This window comes from Microbacterium sp. LWH11-1.2, from assembly GCF_038397745.1.
Taxonomy (GTDB): Bacteria; Actinomycetota; Actinomycetes; order Actinomycetales; family Microbacteriaceae; genus Microbacterium.
Genome location: NZ_CP151636.1, coordinates 507,236 through 531,829, shown reverse-complemented (window position 1 = coordinate 531,829; position 24,594 = coordinate 507,236). Strand labels below are relative to the sequence as shown.

The following is a 24,594-nucleotide window of genomic DNA, read 5'->3' as shown; positions in this document are numbered from 1 at the left end:
AATGCAGGTCGAGATCGACGATCTCGACCTGCATTCGTGATCTCGACCTGCAAAGCGGGACGCGCACACCGGCTGCAAGGTGTGCCCGAACGGTGGGACAATGGAGGCATGGCTCCCACCGATTCCCACCAGACCGTCGAGGCGACCGTGCGTCGCGTGCCTCGCTACGGCGTGCTCATGGGCATCGGCGTCGTGGTCGGGATCATCGCGGCCGCCATCCTGACCTGGAGCGGCAGTTTCGAGGAGTCGCAGGCTCTCGACGTCGTCTACCCGCCCGGTCAGGTCTTCGGCTTCCTGTTGCTGTGGACCGTGCCGATCGGACTCGCGCTCGGCGGTGTCGTCGGCATCATCATGGAGCGCATCGCGCGCCGTCACGACCGCGTCGTCACGGTCGACCGGGAGACCGTCGTCGAGACGGACCGACCGGCCGCCGACTAGGCCAGCTCGGCGATCACCGGACGGATCGCGGCGTCGAACGCCACGACGTCGCGCCGGAGCCCGTCGGTCACCGCGACCGTGAGGGCGCCGATCCACCAGATGCCGCGCTGCGAGAACGGCAGCACCTGCACGTTCAGCTCGAACGAATGTGCACGGCGTCCGACCTCGCGCTCGAACTCGGCGATGGCACTCGCGTAGGCGCGATACGCGTCACCACCGGTGCTGCTCTTCATCGAGTTCACGTAGCGGTCGTGCGCGGCGCGCGCGTAGCGGAGCGCGGATTCCCCGTGCGGAGCGACGGCCGCGGCGAGCTCCTCCGCACCGGTGGCCGGCAGTGCGACGAGGGTGTCGAAGCCGTCGACGAGCTCGAGCGGCACCCCCGACGGGTGAGCGCGCGGCTCGACCGTCATGTCCCAGTAGTCCCGCCACTGCCCCTCGACGGCGGCCGACGCCTCGGTGGCATCCGGCGCCCGCACCGCGAGGTCGCGAAGGCTCGGGAGGTCCTCCGGCGCCCGGATCCCGAGCGTCTGGCGCAGCGTGAGCGCGACGAGCACCGGAACGCTCGCGTCTTCGCGGATGAGCCACTGCGGCTTGTCGGCCATGGCCCCATCGTAGGCGGGAGCGGGGCCGCCGTCCGAGCTCTGTTCCGGCGGAGAGTCGGGGTGCCCGCGGGCGGTAGGCTGGAGGTGTGGCTGCCTCCCCCACCAATCCCTATTCCGAAGCCGGCGTCGACACCGCTGCAGGTGATCTCGCCGTCGAGCTGATGAAGTCTTCCGTGCGCGCGACGCACGGCCCCGAAGTGCTCGGCGGTGTCGGCGGATTCGCCGGCCTGTTCGACGCCAGCGCACTGCGCGACTTCCGTCGCCCGCTGCTGGCGACGAGCACCGACGGCGTCGGCACCAAGGTCGCGATCGCTCAGGCGATCGACAAGCACGACACGATCGGCCAGGACCTGGTCGGCATGGTCGTCGACGACATCGTCGTGGTGGGCGCCAAGCCCCTCTTCATGACCGACTACATCGCGTGCGGCAAGGTCTTCCCGCAGCGCATCGCCGACATCGTGCGCGGCATCGCCGAGGCGTGCTCCGCGACGGGCACCGCGCTGGTCGGCGGCGAGACCGCTGAGCACCCCGGGCTTCTCGGCCCGCGTGACTACGACGTGGCCGGTGCCGCCACCGGTGTCGTCGAGGCCGACGCGATCCTGGGGTCCGAGCGCGTGCAGGACGGCGACGCGGTCATCGCCATCGCCTCCAGCGGACTGCACTCCAACGGCTACTCGCTCGTGCGCCACATCATCACGAACGCCGGCATCTCCTACGGCGACAACGCCGCCGACTTCGGCACGACCTGGGGCGAGGCGCTCCTCGAGCCGACCCGCCTGTACACGCTTCCGCTGCTCCGTCTGATCGACGAGCTTGGCCCTTCGACAGGCTCAGGGACCCAGGCCGTGGGGTCGGGGACCCAGGCCGTGAGGTCGGGGACGCAGGCCGTGCATGCGCTCAGCCACGTCACGGGAGGCGGCATCGCGGCGAACCTCGCGCGCGTGCTCCCGCAGGGCAGCTGGGCCGAGGTCGATCGCAGCACGTGGTCGCCGAGCCCGGTCTTCCGCGTGCTCAGCGACATCGCCGGCTCCACGCTGGAGTCGGCCGAGGGTACCTGGAACCTCGGCATCGGGTTCCTCGCGGTCATCGCCGCAGACAAGAAGGATGCCGCGATCGCGGCGCTCGCCGCCGAGGGCATGCCCTCGTGGCAGGTCGGGACCGTCGGCTTCGGCGCGCGTCCGGCAGGCGAGTTCGAACAGGGCGCCAAGGGCGTCGACGGTGGAGCGGTGCGCCTGGTGGGCGCCTACGCGGACGGAGCGAAGTAAAAGCCCATGTGCGGCATCGTCGGAATGGTGGGGTCCGCCCCGGTCAATCAGGACATCTACGACGCACTCCTGCTGCTGCAGCATCGCGGCCAGGATGCGACGGGCATCGCCACGGCGGAAGCCAACGGCGTCATGCACAACGCGAAGGCGCAGGGCATGGTGCGCGAGGCGTTCCGCACGCGCGACATGCGCGCGCTGCTCGGCAACGTCGGCCTCGGACACGTGCGCTATGCCACGAAGGGCACCGCGTCGAACGAGGAGGAGATGCAGCCGTTCTACGTGAACGCGCCGTACGGCATCATCCTCATCCACAACGGCAATCTCACCAACACGCGTGAGCTCACCGCCGACATGGCGAAGCGCGACCGTCGCCACCTCAACTCGTCCAGTGACACCGAGCTGCTGCTGAACGTGCTCGCCGGTGAGCTGCAGGCGACCACCTCGACCGTCGACCTCGACTCCGAGCGCGTGTTCGAGGCCGTCACCCGCACGCAGGCGCGCATCGAGGGCGCCTACGCCGTGATCGCCGTGATCGCCGGCTACGGCCTCCTCGCGTTCCGCGACCCGTTCGGCATCCGTCCGCTCATCCTCGGGCGCCGTCCGTCGACCGTCGAGGGCGCGGAGGGACGAGACGAGTGGGTCGTCGCGAGCGAATCGCTCGTGCTCGAGAACGGCGACTACGAGGTCGTCCGCGAGGTCGAGCCGGGTGAGGCCGTGTTCATCACGAACGACGGCGAGATGTTCAGCAAACGGTGCGCATCGGACGTGCATCTCGCGCCGTGCGCCTTCGAGTACGTCTACCTCGCCCGCCCCGACTCGGTCATGAACGGCGTCTCGGTCTACGAGTCGCGCCTGCGCATGGGCGACCGCCTGGCCGACACGATCGCCAAGCACGTGCCGATGGACAAGATCGACGTGGTCATGCCGATCCCCGACTCGTCGCGCCCCGCCGCGATGGAGGTCGCCCGCAAGCTCGGCATCGAATACCGCGAGGGCTTCTACAAGAACCGCTACGTCGGCCGGACCTTCATCATGCCGGGGCAGGCGGTCCGCAAGAAGAGCGTGCGGCAGAAGCTCAACGCGATGTCGACCGAGTTCCAGGGCAAGAACGTGCTCCTGATCGACGACTCGATCGTGCGCGGCACCACGTCGAAGGAGATCATCCAGATGGCGCGGGATGCCGGCGCCGCCTCGGTGACCTTCGCATCCGCGGCCCCGCCCGTTCGGCATCCGCACGTCTACGGCATCAACATGCCGTCGCGTCACGAGCTCATCGCACACGGGAGGACCATTCCCGAGATCGCGGAGGAGCTCGGCTGCGACCACCTGGTCTACCAGGAGGTCGAAGACCTCAAGGCCGCGATCATCGAGGGCTCCGTCCTGACGGATCTCGACATGAGCTGCTTCGACGGCCGCTACGTGACCGGCACCGTCTCCGACGAATACCTCGCCTGGGTGGAGGGGTCGCAGACCTCGTGACGCCGAGGCCGCTCTGGCAGGGGAGGGCTCTCGCGCTCGTCGGGATCGTGCTGGTCGCGTTCTCGCTGCGATCGGCTGTCGCCTCGCTGTCGCCGGTGATCGACCACGTGGCCGAGGACTTCCCCGTCTCGCCGGTCGTCATCGGCCTGATCGGGGCCGCGCCGCCGGTGTGCTTCGCGATCTTCGGCCTGCTCACTCCGCTGTTCGAGCGGCGGTTCGGTCTGGAGCGCGTCGCGGTGACCGCCATCGCGCTGATGGCGGCGGGGATGCTGCTGCGCGGCTTCGCTGTCGACTCCGTGACCCTTCTGGCGTCGACCGCCCTCGTCTTCGCGGGTGTCGGCTCCGGGAACGTGCTGCTGCCGCCCCTGGTGAAGAAGTACTTCCCCGACCGCATCGGCCTCATGATGACGGTCTACTCGACGACGCTGGCGATCTCGACCTTCCTGCCGCCGCTGGTCGCCGTGCCGGTGGCCGACTCGCTCGGCTGGCGTCTGTCGCTCGGCATGTGGGGTGTCGTCGCAGCCCTCTCCCTGCTGCCGTGGGTGACGCTGGCCCTCCGTGAGCGCCGCGCACCGATGGTCGCGCCGGTCGAGTACGACGACATCGACCCCACTGACGGACGCCATGACGTGCAGGATGCCGTGGCCGTCGCGACCGGTCCGATCTCGACCGCTCCGGCGAACCCACGGTACTTCGCCCGGCTCTGGCGCCTGCCGCTCGCCTGGGCGCTCGCGCTCGTCTTCGGCACATCGTCGACCATGGCCTACGTCTCGTTCGCCTGGATGCCGACGATGCTGGTCGACATCGGCGGCGTCACTCCGGCGACCGCCGGTCTGCTGCTCTCCCTGTTCGCGCTCGTCGGTCTGCCGTGCTCGATGATCGTGCCGGTCCTCGTGGTGAAGTACCAGGCGACGCGTCCGCTCTTCTTCGTCGGCGTCGTCGGCGGTCTGGTGGGTCTGGCCGGGTTCCTGTTCGCGCCGACCGTGGCGCTGCCGTTGTGGGTCGGCATCTTCGGGCTCTCGGCGATCATGTTCCCACTGAGCCTCGTACTGCTCAGCATCCGCGCACGCACGCCCGAGAGCGCTGTCGCGCTGAGCGGCTTCGTGCAGAGCATCGGCTATGCGATCGCCGCCGTCTTCCCCCTGTTGATCGGGATGCTCCACGAGACGACAGCCGGGTGGCAGGTTCCGATCTTCGTCGTCGCTGCCGTGCTCGTGCTCTCGATCCCCGCCGGGATCGTCGCCGGCCGACGGCGCACGATCGAAGACGAGTGGGAGCGTCGGCGCGGTCGCTGGTGACGCGGGTCAGCGCGCCGATCTCGGCGGCGCGGTCGAGGAGCGCACGATGAGCTCCGGATCGGTCGACGGCACGTCGCCGACGGCCTCATGGCCCTCGATCTGCCCGATCACCCGGAGTGCCGCCGCGCGCCCCATCGCCTCGAACGGCTGACGCACCGTCGTGAGCGCCGGCGACGCGTAGGCTGCGAGGGCGATGTCGTCGACGCTCACGACCGAGACGTCCTCCGGTACGCTGCGCCCGGCCTCGTGCAGGGCGCGGATCAGGCCGAACGCCATCTCATCGCTGCTGACGAAGACAGCGGTCACCTCGGGGATCGCCGCGATCGTGCGGCCGGCGCGGTATCCCGACTCGGGGGTCCAGTCGGCGGGGATCACCGGAGGCGGCACGATGCCGCGGTCGCGGAGCGTCTGCTCCCACGCCTCGCTGCGCTGCTGCGTCTCGGCCCAGTAGTCGTCGCCCGAGACGTGCCAGACCGTGGAGTGACCGAGATCGAGAAGGTGCTCCACGGCGAGGCGGGCGATCGCGCGCTGGTCGACGGCGAGGGGTGCGTCCTCGTCGAGAGAGGCGCGCTCGCTGCGCGTCGACGGCGTGCGCTCTGTTCGCGCTCTCATGGCCGGGCTGTCGAGTTCGACCGGGATGCCGAGGATGATCCCCTCCGCCCCCTGCCGCTCCAGGCGGTCGAAGGCCTCGAGGAACGACTCGGTCGATGCGTGGTCCGGAACCGCTGCGGTCGTGACCGTGTATCCGTTCGCCGCGGCCGCCTGCTCGATGCCGACGCCGAGGGCTGCCGAGGAGTACCGGTCGGTGGAGACGACGATGACGCCGAGGATCCGTGAGCGGCCGGAGGCGAGCGACGCGGCGGCCGCGTGCACGCGGTAGCCCAGCTCCTCGACGGCCGCGAGAACCCGTCGCGCGGTGTCGGGGCGGACGTTGTCCTGTGCGGACATGACGCGGGAGACGGTCTGCGTCGAGACGCCGGCGAGGCGCGCCACGTCGACCTGGCTCGGGGCTCGATCCTCTCGAGGGCGGCGTGGGGACATGGAGCAATGATAGCGATCAAACGGCTGGTTTCCGGGGAGCAATGAGCGTGTGCATGCGATAATGTGAGCGCAAACACTTTCTTGGGAGCCCCATGTCTGACCTTCTCGCATCGCCTGCCGGCGTCGCCCCCGCCGCGCTCGACGCGCGGTCGCCCGCTCTGACCTGGCGTGACGGCGAGATCCTCCGTCACGGAGAGAAGCACCGCATCCTCTCCGGCGCGATCCACTATTTCCGCGTGCACCCTGACCAGTGGGAGGACCGGCTCCGCCGCCTCGCGGCGATGGGGGCGAACACGGTCGACACGTACGTGGCATGGAACTTCCACGAGCGGGTCGAGGGCGACCGCCGTTTCGACGACTGGCGTGATGTCGAGCGATTCGTCCGGATCGCGGGCGAGGTCGGGCTCGATGTCTTCATCCGGCCGAGTCCCTACATCTGCGCCGAGTGGTCCAACGGCGGCATCCCGCACTGGCTCTCCGGACGCGTCACCGCACTGCGCACCAGCGATCCCGCCTTCCTCGCGGCCGTCGACGCCTGGTACGACGAGCTCATCCCGCGACTCGTGCCGCTGCAGGCGGCGCACGGCGGGCCCATCGTCGCGGTGCAGGTGGAGAACGAGTACGGATCCTTCGGGAGCGACGAGGAGTATCTCGCCCACCTCCGCGACGGGCTCCGGTCGCGCGGGATGGTCGAGATGCTCACGACGGCCGACGGGATCACGGGCGACATGGTCGCCCACGGCAGCATCCCCGGCGCGATGACCACCTTCACCTTCGGCACCGGTGTCGGCGAGGCCCTGAAGCTGCGCCGGGACGGCGAGGCGCTCATGTGCAGCGAGCTGTGGGGCGGCTGGTTCGACCACTGGGGGGAGCGGCACCATGTGCGCTCCGTCGCGAGCATGGGCGGCACCCTCGGCGAGCTTCTCGAGGCCGGAGGCTCGGTGAGCCTCTACATGGCGCACGGCGGCACGAACTTCGGTCTCTGGAACGGGGCCAACCACGACCGTGTGCTCCAGCCCACGACGACCAGCTACGACTCCGATGCCCCGATCGGCGAGGACGGGTCGCTCGGCGCCAAGTTCCACGCGCTGCGTGAGCTCTTCGCCCCCTTCCATCGAGAAGAGCTGCCGGCGATCCCGCTCCCGCCGCGGCGGCAGGCGGCGGCATCCGTCGCCCTGGTGCCGCAGGCATCGCTGCTCGACGTCGTCCGCGCGGCACCTCCCGTGGGCGCGCCGACCCCTCGTCCGCAGACGTTCGAGCAGCTCGGCGCGGAGGACGGGCTCGTCGCGTACGAGACCTCGGTGTCGTTCCCCGAGGGCGCCACGCTCACGATCGAGGGTCTGCATGACCGCGCGACCGTCTTCCTCGACGATGAGCGGATCGGCACGCTGGAGCGCGACGGCACGACCTCGATGGTCCTTCCCGGTTCCGCGCGCACGGGGCTCCTCACGATCGTCGTCGAGAGCCTCGGCCGCATCAACTACGGCCCGTACACCGGCGAGGGCAAGGGGGTCATGCGGGGCGTGATGATCGGCCGCCGCTTCGTCAACGCCTGGACGCACCGTGTCGTGCCGCAGGAGGCGCCGGATGCCGAGAACGCGTTCGGCGTGCGCGACGGGCTCGCCGTCGCGCACATCGACGTCGACGAGGCGCTGGACGCCTGGCTCGCCTTCCCCGGCGGCGGCAAGGGGATGGTGTGGTTGAACGGCTTCCTGCTCGGCCGGTACTGGAAGGTGGGCCCGCAGCAGACCCTCTATGCGCCCGCCCCGCTCTGGCGGTGCGGGCGCAACGAGATCCGCGTCCTGGATCTCGACGGTGTCGGCGCGACCGTCGAGATCTGCGAGGAGCCGGTCTTCGGCGACACCGAGGAGTTCGTGGGGTCCTGACCGGGGATGGTCGCAGAGCCGCTCGGCCGTGAAGGCCGGGCGGCTCTGCGTGTCCGGTCGCGACATGGAGGATGTTTGCGCAGATATCAAGAAGAATCCTTGTCATGCGAATAGAGCGACTGTAGGGTGATAGCGCAAACATCAGCTTCTGCTGATGGCTTCCATCTGCGGCGCATCGGGGCGTCTCGACTCCCGTGCGACGCTACGTTCGAGAGGCACCACGTGTCGAAGAGTCCCCGACGTCCCCGCACTGCACGAACCCTCAGCTCCCTCCTGGTCACCGCGCTCGTCTTCGGCGGTGTCGCCGCGCAGGCGTCGCCGGCGCTGGCCGCCGATCTGGTTCCCGTGCCCAAGACCGACTATCGCCTGACCGGGGTGTCGAGCGCTGCGGATCCCTACCCCGCGCCGCCCGCGCTCGACGGCACGGCGCTCGCCGCCTTCGACGGTGACTTCGCGACGCAGTGGGTCTCCCGCTACGCGGAGCTGGCTCCCTTCCCGCACTGGGTCTCGATCGATCTGCAGCGGTCGCTCTCGGTGAAGGCGCTCGACTACTCGGGCAAGGTCGGCCAGCGGATCGATGCGAAGACCGTCGAGGTGTACGTCACCGACGACGCGCAGACGGCTGCGACCTCGCCCGCGGAGGGCGGCTGGGGCGACGCGGCCGCCACGGCGACGCTGCACGCGCCGACGGCGAACGACGAGAAGCAGCGCATCACGCTCGACACCGCGAAGGACGGCCGTTACGTCGCGCTGCTGATCATCGACGCGCAGGACATGGCGGGCAACGGCGCCGGTGCCGGCGAGATCGAGGTGCTCTCGGACGAGGAGCTCCCTCCCATCGTCGAAGAGCCCGAGGAGCCCGAGGTCCCCGTCGACATCGAGACGGTCGAGATCGCGAACGGCGGCACCACCGCCACCGTCGCGAAGGGCTTCCCGCAGATCACGGGCTACCTGGTCGGCGGAGCCGCGTTCGACGGCCAGCGCGCGTCGGCGAACACCTGGTCGGTCGACGGCACCTCCTACGCCGCGTCGACCACCTCGACGGCCACCGCGACCGGAGTCGACTACGTGTCGACGCTCACGGGCATCGACGTGACGGTGAGCAGCAGCATCCGTGTCACGGCGGAGGGCGCCGTCGAGTTCGAGGTGACTGAGGTCGGCGGCGGGGCAGCGGTGAACACGCTGGGCCTGCCGGACAACGCCTTCCTCTCCACGAACGATCCCGGCTCCGTCCTCGACCGCACGGTCATCGATCCGAACAGCACGACGAACGCCGATGAGCACATCGTGGTGAACGACGCGACCGCCACCGGTCAGAAGGGGGCGGCCTTCGCCTTCCTCGGCGACGGCGCACTCGTCGGCAGTGTGCTCACGAACGCGACGACGCAGGCGTCGGGCGGGACGCCGTCGTGGAACACCCGCCTTCTCACTCGCGTGACGACCGCCGGCGGACGCACGGCCGAGATCGGATCGAGCGCCTGGCTGATCCACCCGACGACCGCCGTCGATGCGCGGGTGACGACGTACGAGCTGCCGAAGGTGACCGTGTTCCTCACGTCCGACCGCAACGGCGACGCCGCCGTCGACTGGCAGGACGCCGGCATCCGCTATCGCGAGGTCGACACCGTGCGCCTCGGCGCCGACCGGGTCGCGGAGCGCGTGGTCAGTCGCATCCCGTTCAACTTCGCCTCGACCGCGACCAACTACTTCGACCTCACGCTCGACAACACCAAGCGCATCGCGAATCAGACCGACGGCCTCGGCCAGTGGGTGCTCAACAAGGGCTTCGGCAGCGAGGGGCACGACTCGGCGAACACCGACTACGGTGGAAACCCCAATGAGCGCGCCGGTGGTGTCGACGACCTCAACCGCCTGGTCGACGAGGGAGCGAAGCTCAACGCCGACATGAGCGTGCACGTCAACGCGACCGAGATCTACCCGCAGGCGAACTCGTTCGATCCGGCGATCCTCGACGGTGCCGCCCCGTACAAGCCCGGGTGGAACTGGCTCGATCAGTCCTACTACATCAACCAGCAGACCGACCTCGGCACCGGACGCGTGCTCGACCGCTTCCAGCAGCTGCGCGACGAGGTCCCTGGCCTCAGCGGCGTGTACATCGACGTCTACTACTCGAACGGGTGGGTCGCCGAAGAGCTGGCGGACGAGCTGCATGCGATGGACCTCGAGGTCGCGACCGAGTGGGGCGACAAGTTCGTCGACGACTCCGTCTGGGCGCATTGGCCGAACGATCTCGCCTACGGCGGCAAGGAGAACAAGGGCATCAATTCGACGATGGTCCGGTTCATCCAGAACGGTCAGGCGGACATCTGGAACGACGACGCGCTCCTCGGCCAGCAGCGGCTCATCGATGCCGAGGGGTGGAGCGGCAACCGCAACTGGGACGGCTTCATCGGCAACATCTGGACGCAGAGCCTCCCGACGAAGTTCATCCAGCAGTTCGATCTCCTCACGTACGAGGCGGGAACCTCGGCGACGCTCACGGATGACGTGGGCATCACCATCGACGACGGCGACAGGGTCATCACCATGGACGGCGTGACCGTCCTCCGCGGCGATTCCTACCTGCTGCCGTGGCAGACCCTCGAATCGAGCGCCGACGCCGGTTCGCCGGTCGATGCCGACAAGATGTACTTCTTCTCGGCATCCGGCGGCTCCCACACGTTCGGGGTGACCGACGCGTTCAGCGGCAACACCGCCTTCGACGTGTTCGAGCTGAGCGACCAGGGTCGTCAGAAGGTCTCGACCGTCAGCGCCATGAACGGCGAGCTCACGCTCAGCGGCGACGAGAACACCGCCTACGTCGTGGTGCCGCAGGGCGGAGCCGTGCGCGCCCCCATCGACTACCACGACGCAGGACTCGACGACCCCGGCTTCAACGCCGGAACTCTCGACGGCTGGCACCCGCAGGGCGACGTCTCGATCGAGCGCACCGACCTCGGCGCGCAGAAGAACCAGTCGCGTGGCGACAACGTCGCCGTGCTGGGTGCGGCCGCGTCGTCGATCTCGCAGACGGTCACCGGGCTCGCTCCCGGACAGCGGTACTCCTTCTCGGCGCAGGTGCAGATCGACCAGACCGCGGCTCGCGACGTCGTCGTCGCGGTCGACACCCCTGCCGGCGCGATCACCCGCACCTGGAACCTGTCTCCGACGCTCAACCTCATGCTCCCGGATTCGAAGGCGGGACAGCATTACCAGCGCGGCACGGTCTCGTTCCTGGCCCCGGCATCCGGCGAGGTGACCGTCTCGATCGCCGCACCCGCGGGCGAGGCGAAGGTCCGCGTCGACAATGCGCGGGTCATGGTCGACACCACGACGGCGCCGACGCAAGGCACGGTGTACTCGAGCGACTTCGAGGGCAACCAGCCCGGCTGGGGTCCGTTCGTCTACTCGGGCGATCCGGGCGGCATCCGCACCAGCATCTCCCGCCGTCACGACCCGTACACGGGCAGCGACTGGCGCAACACCGCGCGTCCGTTCGCCCCGGGTGGTGCGCAGGCCGGTCTCGCGGTCGACTCGACCCTGCACGGCGATCACTCGCTGCTGTCGCACTCGGAGCTCAGCGGCGTCGTCTACCGCACCGACCCGACGCTCGTCTCGCTGCAGGCCGGACACACCTACCGTGTCGGATTCAACTACCAGGTCGGAGCGAGCGGGGCCTATCGCTGGGTGACGGGGACGGATGCCCTCGCCGCCGGCGAGGCGACCTCGACGACCCTCGGACGAACCGATCTCGCCCAGGCTCTGGAGACGACGTCGTTCGTCCAGGACGTGAAGGTCGGATGCGGCGACTACACCTGGGTGGGACTCGAACGCGTCGGCGGCCCGGAGGTCGACTTCGTGCTCGACGACTTCACGGTGACGGACCTCGGACCGACGACGGGCGGCACGCCGTGCGCCACGGTCTCGGGCGGAGCCGCGGTCCTGAGCCCGGGCGGGCAGTCGACGTTCACCTCGACGTTCACGAACAGCGAGGACATCGCCGTCGAGAACATCGGAGTGGAGCTCGCTGTGCCGGAGGGGTATGCGGTCGAGGTTGCAGACGGCTCCTCGAACCTGTTCGAGACCGTCGATGCGGGCGACAGCGTCGAGACGACCTGGCTGATCACCGCCCCGGCGGAAGCGGCCGGCGCATCGGTCGGCATCGGCATCGAGGCGACCTACCTCGCCGACTGCGACGTGCGGTCGGTCGCGACCTCGGTGCAGGCGACGGTCGCGACGCGGGCGCGGATCCCGAACGAGCAGATCACGGCCTCGGCGAACTCCGAGGAGACGGTGAACGAAGACGGCAAGGCGGCGAACATGCTCGACGGCGAAGCCGGGACCTTCTGGGTCAGCCGCTGGGCCGCCGATGCCACGGCCTATCCGCACGTGCTGACGTTCGACCTCGGCGCTGCCGAACAGGTCGACGGCATCTCGTACCTGCGCCGGACGGCGAACACGAACGGTCCGATCAAGGGCTACGAGGTCGCCGTCTCGGCCGACGGGCAGACGTTCACCCCCGTGACCACAGGAGAGTGGAAGAACGTCGCCGAGTGGCAGGACGTGAGCTTCGAGGAGACGACGGCCCGGTACGTGCGAGTGACCGCGACGTCGTCGATCTCGGGGTCGCAGTTCTCCGCCGTCGCCGAGATCGCGATCTACGGCACGGCCGCACCGCAGAGCGGACATGCACCGAAGGAGCGTCCGGCCGACGACATCGACGAATGCACCCCCGTCACCGATCCGGAGCTGAGTCTCGATGCCACATCGGTCCGCGCCGGCGAGACGGTCGGGGCGGAGCTCACGGGCTTCGAGCCGAGCTCCGCGGTGTCCTTCTGGCTCGGCGAGGTGAAGATCACCGATGCCGCGGTCGATGGCGAGGGGGCGCTGACGAGTCGGCTGCTCATCCCGCTGGCGACCGAAGTCGGGAAGCACGAGGTGATCGTCAAGGACGCCTCGGGCGAACCGGTCGCCAGTGCGCCGCTGAAGGTGAAGAAGGCGAAGCCGGCGAAGGACGCGACGGTGACGGTGTCTGTCGAGACGGTTCGAGGCGGATCCAGCGTCGATGTGCAGCTGCGCAGCTTCGAGCCCGGCGATGCCGTGCAGGTCTGGCTGCACTCCGAGCCGGTGAAGCTGGGCGATGTGACGGTCGACGCGGACGGGAATGCTCTGGCGCGGGTCGTGATCCCCGCGGCGACTCCGGCCGGACAGCATTCGATCGTCGTGACGGATGCCGAAGGCGCGGAACTCGCCCGCACGGGTCTCGCAGTGACGGCCGCACCCGGGGGTGCCGGTGGCAGCCTCTCGGAGACCGGAGCGGATGGAGCGCTGTGGGCGGCAGTCGGCCTGTCGGCGCTGGCGCTGATACTCCTCGGCGGGGTGCTGTGGACGCGCCGACGTCGGGTCGGCTGAGCGGTTCGCTTCGCCGCTGAGGCGCGGCGAGACGGCCCGGAGGGAGTTCCCTCCGGGCCGTCTCGCGCGATCGCCAGGGAGGATTCCTGCCGCGGAATATACTGCCATATTCGAATGTATGTTCTAATCTGGGGGTATGGCACAGCGGCAGACGGATCTTCACCTCGACCTCGATAAGCGTCGTCGTGTGCTGGAGGCGTGGGTGGAGAAGAAGCGGCAGATCGCGGTGCTGGAGTGCGAGGCGATGGAGGTGATGGTCGAGCAGATCGGGTTCCATGAGGCGGATGTCGCGGGGAACGGGTTCCATCGGGATGCGATCTATCGGTCGATGGTTGCGGAGTTCTCCGCTGCCGCTCGGATCCCGACCGGGTCTGTGGAGTATGCGTTCACGGATGCCCTGGTGGTGTCGACGTCCCTGCCGGAGGTGCGGGCGGCGTTCGCCGCGGGCCGGGTGTGTGCGGGGCATGTGCGGGAGATCGTGCGGGAGAGTGCGATCGTGGCGGAGGCGATCCGGAACAAGCGGGTGGATGCCGACGTGATGGGGTTGTACGAGGCGGCGGTGCTGGTGTTCGCCGAACGGGAGACCGCGGCGCGGACGAAGGCGCATGCGGCGCAGGTCGCGGCGGCTCTGGTCGGGGAGACGGTCACGGACCGGCATAAGCGGGCAGCGGGTGAGCGGTGCGTGAAGGTGCGCTCCGTCGGCGACGGGCTGGCTTTGTTGACGGCGGTGCTGCCGGAGTGGGTCGCTGTCGCGATCGCGGACCGGCTCCGCCAGATGACCCGGCAGGTGATCCGGAACCGTGCGCATGCCCGCGACGATGCCGAGAGTGCACGCGACGACGGAAGGGTGATCGTCAGCGACGACACGTTCGCGATGGATCCCGACACCGACACCGGCGCCGGCTGCGAGACCGAGAATGTCGCCGCCGACACGCGCACCTGGGATCAGGTGCAGGCGGACCTGCTCGCCGACCTGCTGCTCACCGCCGACCCGAGCGCCGTCCATGGTGACGGGCTGGACAACATCCAGGGCCGCATCCAGGTGACGATCGCCGGGACCACGCTCGCCGGGGCGGATGATCGGCCGGCGGACCTCGACGGGCACGGCCCCCTCCACCCCGACATCGCCCGCGACCTCGCCGGACGCAACACCGGGTGGTCACGCCTGTTCCTCAACCCCGACGGCATGGTCCGGCAGACCGACACGTACACCCCGACGGAGGGGATGCGGAGGTTCCTGCGCGCCCGGGACCAGCACTGCCGATTCCCCGGCTGCCGCATGCCCGTGCACCGATGCGACATCGACCACACCCACGACCACGCCCGAGGCGGCAAGACCAGGCTCGACAACCTCGCCCACCTCTGCCGCGCCCACCACACCCTCAAACATCCCGACATCCCCGACACACACCGGTGGACAGCCCGACAAGAACGCGACGGCACCATCACCTGGCACAGCCCCCTCGGCCGCACCTACACCGACCGCCCCACCCACCGCGTCATGTTCACCTGACACGAAGGACCTGACCGACAGTGTCGCGAGACGCGCTCCGACACGCGCTCCGAGACGCGAGACGCGACGCCGGCGCTCAGCCCTTGACGGCGCCGGCCGCGAGGCCTGACCGCCAGTAGCGCTGCAGGCTGAAGAACAGGATGATGAGCGGGATCACACCCAGCAGGGCGCCGAGCATCACCGCTCCCTTGTCCGGCGAGAAGTAGGTCATCATGCCGTACAGGCCCTGCGTCACCGGCTTCAGGTCGGCGCTGGAGATCATCATCAGGGGCAGCAGGAAGTTGTTCCACGTGGCCACGAAGATGAAGAGAAAGATCGTCACCATCGCAGGCCCGAGCAGTCGCAGCACGATGGTGAAGAAGATCCGCGCTTCGCCGGCGCCGTCGATGCGGGCGGCCTCCAGGAGCTCGGTCGGCACCGATGACTGGGCGTAGACCATGCCCAGGAACACGCCGAACGGTGAGACCGCGGACGGGATGATGATCGCCCACGCCGTGTTCGTCAGTCCCAGAGCATGGAACTCGATGTACAGCGGCACGGTGAGCAGCGCCACCGGCAGCAGGAGGCCGGCCATGATCACGCCCACGGCGATCTTCTTGCCGGGGAAGGCGAACTTGGCGATCGCGTAACCCGCCATCACGGCGAACAGGGTGCCGATGATGCCCGCGCTCACCGAGTAGAAGAGCGAGTTCCCGACCCAGCGCCAGAAGAGCCCCTGCGTCCAGCCCATGAGGCTGTCGTAGTTCGTCTCCAGGTTCCACTCGGCGAACCAGAAGCCGAACGTCGACGTCAGATCCGTGTTGTTCTTCGTCGAGGCGACGATGAGCCAGTACACCGGAACGAGGAAGTACAGCGTCGCGATGACCAGCGTGATGATGCCGAACGTCCGAGCGACCGGTCCCGGCGCCATGGACGGGGGTGGGGCATCGGGGGCCTGCGCGCGGCGGCGGCCCCGCTTCGCGGACGGGTCGAACGTGGTCAGGAGGGAAGTGGTGGTCATGAGTCCCCCTTCCGGCGCTGCAGCAGCGCGTAGACGATCGCGAGCACGCCCGCGATCAGGGCCATGAGGAGGGAGTACGCGGATGCGGGCCCGCTGCCCGACGGAGAGATCTCGCCCATCATCGTGTTGTAGGTGAGCATCATCGGAGTGAAGTCCTTGCCCATCCACGTGTTGGAGGCCTCCATGATCACCGGCTCGTTGAAGAGTTGGATCGTGCCGATGATCGAGAGCAGGACCGCGAGGAGCGCCGCGCCGCGCACCAGCGGCACCTTGATCCGCATCGCGACCTGGAATCCTGACGCCCCGTCGAGGCGTGCGGCCTCGTACAGATCACGAGGCACAGCCTGCAACGCCGACAGGAAGATGAGCATGTTGTAGCCGGTGTAGGTCCATGTCGTCATGTTCGCCATCGAGAAGAGGATCGTCTGCGGCGACATGAAGTCGGTGCCCTCGGGCAGGTAGGGGAGCAGCGGCGAAACCTCCGGCGTGTACAGATACAGCCACATCATCGCGGCGATGATGCCGGGCACCGCATACGGGAGGAAGAACGCGAGGCGGAAGAGCGCCGGGCGACGGAGGATGTACGAGTCGAGCAGGAGGGCGAGCGCGAGTGCGACGATGATCATCACCGGGATCTGCAGCCCCGCGTACAGGACCACGCGGCCCATGCCGGCCCAGAACGCGCCGTTGGTCGCCGCAGCCGCGAAGTTGTCCAGGCCGACGAAGGCATCGACCAGCTCGCCGCCGCCGTACAGTCCGCCACCCGACGGGACCTGCGCGAAGAAGGACGAGCGCACCGACACGATGATCGGCACCAGGAAGACCACCGCGAACAGGACGGCGAAGGGGGCCATGAACAGCCAGCCCGTGAGGCCCTCCCGACGGGTTCCACGGCCGCGTCGGCGGTCGGGCTCAGGACGGGTCGGGGGAACGGATGCCGGTGACATGCGCCGATCCTCGGTCGCTATGACCATTGTGCTGCCTCTCGATTGGTGACGGCGGCGGGGTGCACGACCGTTCGTGTGCCCCGCCGCCGATCATCCGATGATGCTCTGCCGCGCGCCTACTCGGCGACCGGCAGACCGAGGTCCTTCAGCGACGCGACAGCCGTCTCCTGTGCTGTCGTGAAGATGTCGGCGACGGTGGCTGTGCCGGCCACGGCTGCCGCCGCGGTCTCGTTCATCTTCGACAGTGTCGAGAATCCGGGAGCGTAGGGGAAGTCGGGATTCAGGTTCCCCGTGGCCGTGCCCAGCTCGGCGAGGACGTCCTGTCCGCCGAATTGGCGCAGCATCTTCTCGGGGGTCTTCACGCTGCCCTTGGCGGCGACGACGAGACCCTGCGAAGACAGGTCGTCCACCTGGGTGTTGAACCAGTCGTTGAACTCCATCGCCTCGGCGGGGTGCTCGCAGCCCTTCATCACTCCGATGCCGGAGCCTCCGTCGGGGCCGCTCTGAGCGCCGGCACCGAAGTCCGGCAGCTGTGCGACGCGCCACTGTCCCTCGGCGGGGGTGCCGTCGAGGGAGTCGAGCAGGAAGCCGGCCTCCCAGGCCGCACCGACGTGCCCGATCAGGCTGCCGTCGTTGAGCGCCGCCGTGAAGCCCTCGCCCCAGCGCTCGGTGGCGAGGGTCTGCTTGTCGTCGAGCAGGCCCTGCCAGAAGGCGGCGACGCGCTCAGCGCCCTTGCCCTCGGCATCCACCCGCCACTCGTCGCCCTCGGTGGAGAACCAGGTGTCGCCCGCGGCGGCGGCCTGCGCCGAGAGCCAGTACTGGGCCTCGTCGGGCGTGAAGGCGGTCGCGAACTTGCCGGCGGCGGCAGCGGTCGCCGACGTGGCTGCGAGGTCGTCGAGCGTCGCGGGTGCCTCGACGCCGAGAGCCGCGAACGCCGTCTCGTTGTAGAAGTACACGAGGGGCCCGGTGTCCGTCGGAAGGCCGACGACGGCGTCGCCGACCCTCATGCCGCTGAACGCCCCGGCCGAGAAGTCGTCCTCGTACTTCTTCGCCTCGGACGCGACGTCCTCCAGCATGCCCTTCACGTAGAGCTGCGGAACCTCGGCGTACCCGACCTGGGCGAGGCACGGGCCGTTCTTCGCCTTGATGTCGGTCTCGAGCTTGAGGACGAGATCCGCGGCCTTGCCGTCGAACTTGGTCGGCTCGACCTGGATGTCGGGGTGCTCGGCGTTCCAGCGGTCGACGATCTCGGCGACGCTGGTCATCCCCTCGCCGTCGGGGAGACGGTGGATGTACTCGATCGTGATCGGCTCACCGCCACCGTCTCCGGCAGGGGCGTCGCCCGAGGAGCAGGCCGCGAGGCCGAAGGCGGACACGGCGCCGACCGCGATGATCGCGGCCGCCCGTGTGGCAGGGGATGTGGAAGCCATGCTGTTCTCCTCTTCGAGGTCAGGTTCTTACAGGATCGCCGGGATGCCGGGTCGCTTCACCGCGGTACTGATCATGGACATTAAACATCAGAATGTTTGCGTTCACAAGCCCGCGAACGTAACTGTTCATGCCGATTGCCGCGCGCATGAGGATAGCGCTGACATTGCTTGACGAGCGAGGAGAGCGGGGCATTCCGAGCGGATGACCCGACAGTGCCTCAGGCGGTCAGCACCTCGTCGCCGAGGCGCACGATGCCCTCCGCGGTCTCGTCGGCGGGGAGCAGGAGGCGCCCGAGCGTCGGCTCGCCCTGTGCGAGCGCTCCGGTGAGGGTGGTGAGCACCTTGGCATCGCGCACGCCCGTGTCGGGGTTCGCGTGCGTCGCCAGGCAGCGCACGATGGGACCGGCCGTCCGGAACGCGACGGTGCCGATGCGCACCTCGCCCTCCCAGTCGAGTTCCGACCACGGGGCGACGCCGTCGATGACGATGTTGGAACGGAAGCGGCGGTCATCGACGGGAAGGTCGAGCGCGTCGCTCAGGGCCAGGGTGCTGCCGCGGCTGTGCACCGACACGTACCCGCGCGCGCGATCCTGGAACCTCGACGTCTCCCCGTCGCCGACGAGGGCGAGGGGGAGGCGACCGGGACGCTGCAGCCGGCGACCTTCCCGCGTCGAGAGGGTGAAGTCGGTGACCGCCGCCACGAGTTCGGCCCGTCCGGCGTCGTCGATCCCCGCCTCGGCGAGCACGCGGCCGTCGTGTTCGATCCGCAGGCGCCGTGACGCGTCGTCGTAGCTCGTGCGCAGCGCGGCCAGTGCCGGGAAGTCCTGCAGGGCGAGCCCCTTCGACTTGGGCCAGTAGTCGAGCCCGCCGTCGTCCTCCGGGGTGACCGCATCGGCGAAGCGGAATGCGAGCACCCGGTCGCCCGCGACCCTGCCGTCCGCCTGCACCGTGAGCGATTCGAGGGATTCGGGGGTGAGCCCCTTGATCGGGTGACGGTAGAGAGCGACGACACGGGCCATGAAATGATTCTCGCAGGTCACGTCACACTGTCGCCGGGGGTCACCGGCTAGGAGGAAACATGCGTATCGCCCTGCACTCGGTCATCGTGGACGGAGCTGTCGACCAGTACCGATCGCATCACGCACGGATCCCCGACGACCTGCGCGACCTGTTCGCCGAAGCCGGCATCCATGACTGGATCATCTGGCGGTCGGGCAGGAACCTGTTCCACCTGGTCGAGTGCGACGACTTCGACCGGGCGATGCGCATCGTCGACGCCGCGCCGGCGAATGCCGCATGGCAGGCCGATATCGGTCGATTCGTCGACGGCTTCCACGGACCCGACGGCGAAGAGGGGTTCCTGCCGATCGAGCAGGTCTGGTCGCTGGAAGATCAGCGGTCGAGCGCGTCCTGACCCGATCCGCGGGCACGACGAAGCCCCCGTGGGTCGCACGGGGGCGGAACGACGGAGCAGGCGGTCAGGCCTTTTCCAGCTCGTCCTCGTCTTCGTCTGCGTACTCGTCGGCCCACTTGTCGACGTAGGCGTCTTCGTCTGTCGGATGACCCAGCTCGCGCTCGAGCGCGGAGTAGTTCACCGACGGACTGTACGCCTTGAGTTCGCGGGCGATCTTTGTGTGCTTCGCCTTCTGACGGCCACGGCCCATACGCCAGACCCCCTCACGATTTCAGCTGCGGGCGACAGGAGCCCGATGCATTTCACGACACCGGCTCGAAGCCGGTAAGAGTAGCATTCAGAATAGCACGCGGGTAAGACCCTCTGGCCGACGCCAGGCAGGTGAACGGAGCGATTCTCATGACTGACAGCACCTCCACCCCGTCCGACGAGGCCGCACAGAACGCAGCGCTGCAGAAAGCCGTCATCGTGGGCATGCAGCCCGATCAGGATCGGCATGTGATCGACGAGGCCGTCCGCTTCGCCCGTTTGCTCAGTGCGCCGCTCGTCGTCGCGCACGTGGACGTCACCCGCTTCGTCACCTACGAGGACCCCGACGGCTACGTGCACTCCGCCCCCATCGACATCAACTTCGACGCGGGGGTGGCCGAGTTCGAAGCCGTGCAGGCGGCGGCCGCGTCTCTCCTCGACGGGACCGGTCTCACCTGGACCGCGCGGCAGCTGGTCGGGGATCCCGCCCTGGCGATAAAGCAGCTCGCGAACAAGCTCGACGCGTCGCTGATCGTGGTCGGCACGCGCAAGCGCGGGATCGGCGAGTCGATCCGGGAGTTCTTCACCGGCTCGGTGGCCGCGCGGCTCACGCATCGTCAGCATCGGTCCGTGCTGGTCGTCCCGCTCGGGGAGTCCGTGCCGGATTCGCAGAAGGAGATCTGGCCGGAGAACGCGTAGGTTCCTTCCGCTCGGGGAACCCTTCGTCCGGTCAACCCTCATGCCGTCAGGGTATGGCGCCTCGGCGGACTGGACGCACGAGAGGCCCGGTGTCCTCGACGGACACCGGGCCTCTCGTGACCACCCCGTCAGCGGCCGGAGCCGAGCGCTCCGAGCGCGCGGGTCACCGCGTGCGCGGCGGCATCCAGCCCGTCCTCGAGCTCGCTGACGACGGATGCCGGGAGCACGCCGCCCTTCGCGACGTGGGTGCGCAGATCGGTCCGCACCCGTGCGCGGAAGGCATTGACCACGGCATCCGCACGGTGCAGTTCTTCGCGACTGATGATGCGGGCGTCATCCGACGCGGCGCGCGGTCGGCTCTTCGCGGCCGAGCGCTCGTCGTGCTCTGCCGAGGCGAGGTCGGCCCGGAGGCTCTTCATGGCCTCTTTCACGCTCTGGCGCACCTCGTTCGCGATGAGTCGCACGGAGTCCGTGAGGCCCGCCTCGATGCCGGCGAGGTCGCCCTCGCGCGACGCGAGTTCGGCGCGGCCGGCATCGGTGATCGCGTAGATGGTGGTGCGGCCGTCGACGGTCTTGGAGACCAGGCCCTCCTCCTCGAGCTTCGCGAGTCGCGGGTAGATGGTGCCGGCGCTGGGAGTGTAGGTGCCCCCGGTGCGATCGGTGAGCGACTGGATGATGCCGTAGCCGTGCTGCGGCGCTTCGGCGAGAAGCGACAGCAGGTACAGGCGAAGGTCGCCGTGGGAGAAGACGGCGGGGCTCATGATTCCTCCCACTCCGCGTCGTTCGTGATCGATTCGGGAGCGCGGCGGAGCACCGTGACGCCGCCGGAGACGGAGTTCGCCCGGAGGTCGACGAAGCGTCCGGCGAGCTCGCCGGTGGTGCCGGTGTAGTTGCTGGGGCCGGAGGAGCTGCGCTCGACGCCGTCGATGAGCAGGCGTCCGCTGAGCGAGCGGATGACGTAGTTCGCGGCGAGCGACTCGTCGAGGCGCACGGTGGTCCCGCCCGAGACGGAGTTGACGTTGATGGTGTTCACGTCGCCCGCGGCATCCACCAGGGTCGAGCCGGAGACGATATCGACGGTGGCCTTGCGGACCGTGCCCGTCACGGCGACGTCTCCCGAGACGCTGTTGGCGGTGATCGAGCCGGTGAGTCCGCGCACCTGGACATCGCCCGAGACGGAGTTCACGTTGAGATCGCCGATGAGGGTGTCGACGATGATGTCGCCGGAGACGGTGTTGAGCCGGGCGTCGTTGCGGATGCCGGACACCAGGGCGCCGGCGCTGACGACGCCGAGGTTCAGGGCGATCGACCGCGGAACGGCCACGCTCACCTCGGCGCGGGGGCCGCCGGAGCCGAAGTTGCGGAACACCTCGAGGAAGTTGTCCCAGCCGAGCTGCGGGTGGTCGATCTCGACCTCGCCGTCGTGGGATTCGATGCGGAGGTCCTTGGTGGTGACGCCGTGCACCTCGATGCGGATGCCGGGTTCGTCGTGCGCGACGATGTCGACCTGGCCGCCGACGAGACCGACCTTGAGCCGGCTGATGGATTCGATGTCGATGACGCGTTCCTCGCCGGGGGCGATGAGCCACTTCTCGGTCATGTCTGCTTCTCCTGGTTTCGGGGGATCGAGATATATCGTGTGGATTGAGAGTAACACGATATATCTCGATCATGTCAAGAGGGCCGGCTGACTTCACAGAAAAGGCGCCGCCCGCGTCAGGGCAGCGCCTTGTTCCGAATCCCGATGCCGGCTTGACCTTGACGTAACGTCAACTTCTAGAGTCGAGACATCGACAACGGAAGGAGGCTGCAGATGGAGCAGAAGGACTGGTCCATTCAGGAGATCGCGCGGCTCGCGGGAACCACCAGCCGCACGCTGCGTCACTACGACGACGTCGGGCTGCTCCCGCCGTCGCGCATCGCGACCAACGGCTATCGCCACTACGACGGACAGGCTCTCGTGCGTCTGCAGCGCATCCTGCTGCTGAGGGAACTCGGGCTCGGGCTACCGCAGATCGCCGAGATCCTCGCGAAGGAGAGTGAGGAGGCATCCGCCCTGCAGACCCATCTCGCGCTGCTGCGCGAGGAGCAGACCCGGCTGGCGCGACAGATCGCGTCGGTCGAATCCACCATCGACGCATTGAGAGGAGGTGAAGAACTCATGGCAGAGAACATGTTCGACGGCTTCGACCACACCCGGTACAAGGAGGAGGTCGAGGACCGTTGGGGCAAGAAGGCCTACGCCGACAGCGACCGCTGGTGGCGCGGGATGACGGATGCCGAGCGTGCCGACTGGCAGCAGCGCGTGTCCGATCTCGCACGCGACTGGATCGCCGCCGCCGAGAGCGGTGTCGATCCGGCATCCGCTGAGGCTCAGGCCGTCGCCCGTCGCCACGTCGAGTGGCTGACCGGTGTGCCCGGCACTCCTGCATCCGTCCCGGGCGGCGACGTCAAGGGCTACGTGATCGGGCTCGGCGAGATGTATGTCGCCGACCCGCGCTTCGGCGCGAACTACGCGACCGCATCCGGCGGCACGCAGGGCGCGGAGTTCGTCCGCGATGCGCTCCGCATCTACGCGGACGGCAACCTCTAGCGTCGCACCGCACCCGAGCGGCCCCTTTGCGTACGAGCCACCCCTTCGTGGTCGCACTCAAGGGGGCCGCTCGCGCGCAAGGGGTGGTTCGGCATCCGGCGGTGAGGCGTAGGGTCGGGGCATGAGGCAGCCACCCCGACGCAGCGCCGCTGCGCCGCTGTTCGTGGCTGCCGCCGCCGCGTACACCGCCAACGTCGCCCTCGGCACGGCCGTCGCGACGAGAGTCGTCGACACCACGAACTTCCGGTGGGTGCACCACGCGATCTACATCGCGACCTGCGCGACGACCGCGGCCGCTGTGGTCGTGGGCCTGTTCCGGTCGGCGCCGCGCGAAGCGAGCCGCCGTGCGGCCCTCCTGCTCCTCCCCGCCGCCGCGCCTCTCGCGGCCATCCCGTATCTCGGGACCCACGGTCGCCGGCATCCGCTCACCGCGCTCGCCGCCGCCCCTTTCCTCCTCGCGGGCCTCGTGTGCTCGCTCCGAGCCGACCGGAAGTGAACGCATGGAACTGCTCGACGCCATCCGCCGCCGCAAGACCACGAACGGGCCGCTTCTGCCGGATCCGGTCTCCGAGGAGCACCAGCTTCTGCTGCTCGAAGCGGCGGGACGCGCTCCCTCCCAGCTGAACAGTCAGCCCTGGCGGTTCGTCGTGATCGAGAGCCGCGACACCATCGAGGAGATCGCGCGCATCTCGGGCGAGAGCATGACCGAGGCGATGTCGAACGGCACCTTCTTCGAGCGGTACAAGCCGTACTTCCGCTTCAGCGAGGCCGAGATGGAGGAGAAGCGCAGCGGGATGCTGTTCGACAAGCTCCCTGCCGCGCTCCGGCCGTTCACGAGCCAGGTGTTCACCAAGCGCGGCCAGACGCTGATGAACACGTTCGGCGTGCCGAAGACCCTGGGCTCCGAGAACCGGAAGCTCGTCGCGGGATCCCCGCTGCTGCTCGGGGTCATGCTGGATCGCAGCGAGTACCGCCCCGGTCAGCTCTCGTCGTTCTACTCGGTGTTCAGCATGGGCGCGGCCATGGAGAACATCTGGCTCACCACGGTCGAGCTCGGCATGGGCATCCAGTTCATCTCCTTCCCGATGGAGGTGCCCGGTCGGTGGGAGGAGATCATCCGCCTGCTGAAGGTGCCGGACGATCTCGAGCTGATGGCCGTGTACCGGCTCGGCTACCTGCCGCCCGAGCAGCGCCGTCCGGCGATCGACTGGTCGAGCAGCCAGCGCAAGCTCGCGTCCCAGTACGTGTTCCGCGAGACCTGCGACTCTCCGCAGCAGGGCTGGGATGACGCGCCGACCGGAAGGCTCACGCACGAATCGTGAGCCCGG

21 protein-coding genes are annotated in these 24,594 nt (G+C 68.8%); 12 read left to right on the top strand and 9 right to left on the bottom strand.

Annotated elements, in window-relative coordinates:
• The first annotated feature begins 108 nt into the window (after positions 1-108).
• Positions 109-438: a potassium transporter Trk gene (locus MRBLWH11_RS02430; protein WP_116634064.1), complete on the top strand. Its 330-nt coding sequence runs from the start codon at positions 109-111 to the stop codon at positions 436-438.
• Here the strand turns inward: MRBLWH11_RS02430 and MRBLWH11_RS02425 are convergent.
• Positions 435-1,040, bottom strand: a complete 606-nt coding sequence (locus MRBLWH11_RS02425) for a zinc-binding alcohol dehydrogenase (RefSeq protein WP_341946540.1) — start codon at positions 1,038-1,040, stop codon at positions 435-437. The two genes, MRBLWH11_RS02430 and MRBLWH11_RS02425, sit on opposite strands and share 4 nt — an antisense overlap.
• Positions 1,041-1,126: 86 nt before the next feature.
• Between MRBLWH11_RS02425 and purM the strand changes: the two genes are divergently transcribed.
• Genes purM through MRBLWH11_RS02410 form a run of 3 tightly spaced genes read left to right on the top strand, consistent with a single transcriptional unit; the run spans position 1,127 to position 5,082 of the window.
• Positions 1,127-2,305: a phosphoribosylformylglycinamidine cyclo-ligase gene (gene purM, locus MRBLWH11_RS02420; RefSeq protein WP_341946539.1), complete on the top strand. Its 1,179-nt coding sequence runs from the start codon at positions 1,127-1,129 to the stop codon at positions 2,303-2,305.
• 6 nt (positions 2,306-2,311) lie between these two features.
• The gene (gene purF / locus MRBLWH11_RS02415; protein WP_116634067.1) at positions 2,312-3,784 is read left to right on the top strand and encodes an amidophosphoribosyltransferase; all 1,473 of its coding nucleotides are present in this window, start codon (positions 2,312-2,314) and stop codon (positions 3,782-3,784) included.
• Complete coding sequence (locus MRBLWH11_RS02410) at positions 3,781-5,082, top strand: MFS transporter (RefSeq protein WP_341946538.1); 1,302 nt, start codon at positions 3,781-3,783, stop codon at positions 5,080-5,082. The genes purF and MRBLWH11_RS02410 overlap by 4 nt, the downstream gene beginning before the upstream one ends.
• A gap of 6 nt (positions 5,083-5,088) precedes the next feature.
• On the opposite strand, the gene MRBLWH11_RS02405 is transcribed toward MRBLWH11_RS02410, so the two are convergent.
• Complete coding sequence (locus MRBLWH11_RS02405; RefSeq protein ID WP_116634068.1) at positions 5,089-6,123, bottom strand: substrate-binding domain-containing protein; 1,035 nt, start codon at positions 6,121-6,123, stop codon at positions 5,089-5,091.
• Between the two features lie 92 nt (positions 6,124-6,215).
• Here MRBLWH11_RS02405 and MRBLWH11_RS02400 point away from each other — a divergent pair, with 92 nt between their 5' ends.
• The 3 genes from MRBLWH11_RS02400 to MRBLWH11_RS02390 all read left to right on the top strand — a co-directional run bounded on the left by MRBLWH11_RS02400 (position 6,216) and on the right by MRBLWH11_RS02390 (position 14,934).
• Entirely contained in the window at positions 6,216-8,009 is a 1,794-nt protein-coding gene (locus MRBLWH11_RS02400) for a beta-galactosidase family protein (protein ID WP_341946537.1), read from the top strand.
• A gap of 222 nt (positions 8,010-8,231) precedes the next feature.
• Positions 8,232-13,421, top strand: a complete 5,190-nt coding sequence (locus MRBLWH11_RS02395) for an endo-alpha-N-acetylgalactosaminidase family protein (RefSeq protein WP_341946536.1) — start codon at positions 8,232-8,234, stop codon at positions 13,419-13,421.
• Between the two features lie 136 nt (positions 13,422-13,557).
• Positions 13,558-14,934, top strand: coding sequence for an HNH endonuclease signature motif containing protein (locus tag MRBLWH11_RS02390; RefSeq protein ID WP_341946535.1), 1,377 nt, complete (start codon positions 13,558-13,560; stop codon positions 14,932-14,934).
• Positions 14,935-15,010: 76 nt separating this feature from the next.
• Here the strand turns inward: MRBLWH11_RS02390 and MRBLWH11_RS02385 are convergent, their stop codons facing one another.
• The 4 genes from MRBLWH11_RS02385 to MRBLWH11_RS02370 all read right to left on the bottom strand — a co-directional run bounded on the left by MRBLWH11_RS02385 (position 15,011) and on the right by MRBLWH11_RS02370 (position 19,330).
• Positions 15,011-15,934, bottom strand: a complete 924-nt coding sequence (locus tag MRBLWH11_RS02385) for a carbohydrate ABC transporter permease (protein ID WP_341946534.1) — start codon at positions 15,932-15,934, stop codon at positions 15,011-15,013.
• Positions 15,931-16,881, bottom strand: a complete 951-nt coding sequence (locus MRBLWH11_RS02380; RefSeq protein WP_341946533.1) for a sugar ABC transporter permease — start codon at positions 16,879-16,881, stop codon at positions 15,931-15,933. Before MRBLWH11_RS02380 ends, MRBLWH11_RS02385 begins: the two co-directional genes overlap by 4 nt.
• Before the next feature lie 116 nt (positions 16,882-16,997).
• On the bottom strand, positions 16,998-18,311 hold the full coding sequence (locus tag MRBLWH11_RS02375; RefSeq protein WP_116634074.1) for an extracellular solute-binding protein: 1,314 nt from the start codon (positions 18,309-18,311) through the stop codon (positions 16,998-17,000).
• A gap of 218 nt (positions 18,312-18,529) precedes the next feature.
• A complete protein-coding gene (locus MRBLWH11_RS02370) occupies positions 18,530-19,330 on the bottom strand; it encodes an MOSC N-terminal beta barrel domain-containing protein (RefSeq protein WP_341946532.1) in 801 nt (266 codons plus the stop codon).
• Positions 19,331-19,389: 59 nt separating this feature from the next.
• On the opposite strand from MRBLWH11_RS02370, the gene MRBLWH11_RS02365 reads away from it, so the two are divergent.
• Positions 19,390-19,725: an L-rhamnose mutarotase gene (locus MRBLWH11_RS02365; RefSeq protein WP_116634076.1), complete on the top strand. Its 336-nt coding sequence runs from the start codon at positions 19,390-19,392 to the stop codon at positions 19,723-19,725.
• Positions 19,726-19,789: 64 nt separating this feature from the next.
• Here the strand turns inward: MRBLWH11_RS02365 and MRBLWH11_RS02360 are convergent, their stop codons facing one another.
• A complete protein-coding gene (locus MRBLWH11_RS02360; RefSeq protein ID WP_116634077.1) occupies positions 19,790-19,975 on the bottom strand; it encodes a DUF3073 domain-containing protein in 186 nt (61 codons plus the stop codon).
• Between the two features lie 149 nt (positions 19,976-20,124).
• Here MRBLWH11_RS02360 and MRBLWH11_RS02355 point away from each other — a divergent pair, with 149 nt between their 5' ends.
• On the top strand, positions 20,125-20,673 hold the full coding sequence (locus tag MRBLWH11_RS02355) for a universal stress protein (RefSeq protein ID WP_341946531.1): 549 nt from the start codon (positions 20,125-20,127) through the stop codon (positions 20,671-20,673).
• A 128-nt stretch (positions 20,674-20,801) separates the two neighbouring features.
• Here MRBLWH11_RS02355 and MRBLWH11_RS02350 read toward each other — a convergent pair whose 3' ends face one another.
• Together MRBLWH11_RS02350 and MRBLWH11_RS02345 are read right to left on the bottom strand one after the other, a co-directional pair.
• On the bottom strand, positions 20,802-21,434 hold the full coding sequence (locus MRBLWH11_RS02350) for a PadR family transcriptional regulator (protein WP_341946530.1): 633 nt from the start codon (positions 21,432-21,434) through the stop codon (positions 20,802-20,804).
• Positions 21,431-22,273, bottom strand: coding sequence for a DUF4097 family beta strand repeat-containing protein (locus MRBLWH11_RS02345; RefSeq protein WP_341946529.1), 843 nt, complete (start codon positions 22,271-22,273; stop codon positions 21,431-21,433). Before MRBLWH11_RS02345 ends, MRBLWH11_RS02350 begins: the two co-directional genes overlap by 4 nt.
• A 213-nt stretch (positions 22,274-22,486) precedes the next feature.
• Here MRBLWH11_RS02345 and MRBLWH11_RS02340 point away from each other — a divergent pair, with 213 nt between their 5' ends.
• The 3 genes from MRBLWH11_RS02340 (at position 22,487) to MRBLWH11_RS02330 (ending at position 24,588) form a co-directional block, all read left to right on the top strand.
• On the top strand, positions 22,487-23,266 hold the full coding sequence (locus MRBLWH11_RS02340) for a MerR family transcriptional regulator (RefSeq protein WP_116634081.1): 780 nt from the start codon (positions 22,487-22,489) through the stop codon (positions 23,264-23,266).
• Positions 23,267-23,387: 121 nt separating this feature from the next.
• Positions 23,388-23,762 carry a hypothetical protein gene (locus MRBLWH11_RS02335; protein ID WP_341946528.1) on the top strand — a complete coding sequence of 125 codons (375 nt, stop codon included), beginning with the start codon at positions 23,388-23,390 and terminating at the stop codon, positions 23,760-23,762.
• 4 nt (positions 23,763-23,766) lie between these two features.
• A complete protein-coding gene (locus tag MRBLWH11_RS02330) occupies positions 23,767-24,588 on the top strand; it encodes a nitroreductase family protein (RefSeq protein WP_341946527.1) in 822 nt (273 codons plus the stop codon).
• Positions 24,589-24,594 lie beyond the last annotated feature (6 nt).

Excerpts from the sequence above, each read along its gene's own strand:
- MRBLWH11_RS02430 (WP_116634064.1), top strand. The coding sequence starts at position 109 with ATGGCTCCCACCGATTCCCACCAGACCGTCGAGGCGACCGTGCGTCGC.
- MRBLWH11_RS02425 (WP_341946540.1), bottom strand. The coding sequence starts at position 1,040 with ATGGCCGACAAGCCGCAGTGGCTCATCCGCGAAGACGCGAGCGTTCCG.
- purF (WP_116634067.1), top strand. The coding sequence starts at position 2,312 with ATGTGCGGCATCGTCGGAATGGTGGGGTCCGCCCCGGTCAATCAGGAC.
- MRBLWH11_RS02405 (WP_116634068.1), bottom strand. The coding sequence starts at position 6,123 with ATGTCCCCACGCCGCCCTCGAGAGGATCGAGCCCCGAGCCAGGTCGAC.
- MRBLWH11_RS02400 (WP_341946537.1), top strand. The coding sequence starts at position 6,216 with ATGTCTGACCTTCTCGCATCGCCTGCCGGCGTCGCCCCCGCCGCGCTC.
- MRBLWH11_RS02390 (WP_341946535.1), top strand. The coding sequence starts at position 13,558 with ATGGCACAGCGGCAGACGGATCTTCACCTCGACCTCGATAAGCGTCGT.
- MRBLWH11_RS02385 (WP_341946534.1), bottom strand. The coding sequence starts at position 15,934 with ATGACCACCACTTCCCTCCTGACCACGTTCGACCCGTCCGCGAAGCGG.
- MRBLWH11_RS02380 (WP_341946533.1), bottom strand. The coding sequence starts at position 16,881 with ATGTCACCGGCATCCGTTCCCCCGACCCGTCCTGAGCCCGACCGCCGA.
- MRBLWH11_RS02375 (WP_116634074.1), bottom strand. The coding sequence starts at position 18,311 with ATGGCTTCCACATCCCCTGCCACACGGGCGGCCGCGATCATCGCGGTC.
- MRBLWH11_RS02370 (WP_341946532.1), bottom strand. The coding sequence starts at position 19,330 with ATGGCCCGTGTCGTCGCTCTCTACCGTCACCCGATCAAGGGGCTCACC.
- MRBLWH11_RS02365 (WP_116634076.1), top strand. The coding sequence starts at position 19,390 with ATGCGTATCGCCCTGCACTCGGTCATCGTGGACGGAGCTGTCGACCAG.
- MRBLWH11_RS02360 (WP_116634077.1), bottom strand. The coding sequence starts at position 19,975 with ATGGGCCGTGGCCGTCAGAAGGCGAAGCACACAAAGATCGCCCGCGAA.
- MRBLWH11_RS02355 (WP_341946531.1), top strand. The coding sequence starts at position 20,125 with ATGACTGACAGCACCTCCACCCCGTCCGACGAGGCCGCACAGAACGCA.
- MRBLWH11_RS02350 (WP_341946530.1), bottom strand. The coding sequence starts at position 21,434 with ATGAGCCCCGCCGTCTTCTCCCACGGCGACCTTCGCCTGTACCTGCTG.
- MRBLWH11_RS02345 (WP_341946529.1), bottom strand. The coding sequence starts at position 22,273 with ATGACCGAGAAGTGGCTCATCGCCCCCGGCGAGGAACGCGTCATCGAC.
- MRBLWH11_RS02340 (WP_116634081.1), top strand. The coding sequence starts at position 22,487 with ATGGAGCAGAAGGACTGGTCCATTCAGGAGATCGCGCGGCTCGCGGGA.
- MRBLWH11_RS02335 (WP_341946528.1), top strand. The coding sequence starts at position 23,388 with ATGAGGCAGCCACCCCGACGCAGCGCCGCTGCGCCGCTGTTCGTGGCT.
- MRBLWH11_RS02330 (WP_341946527.1), top strand. The coding sequence starts at position 23,767 with ATGGAACTGCTCGACGCCATCCGCCGCCGCAAGACCACGAACGGGCCG.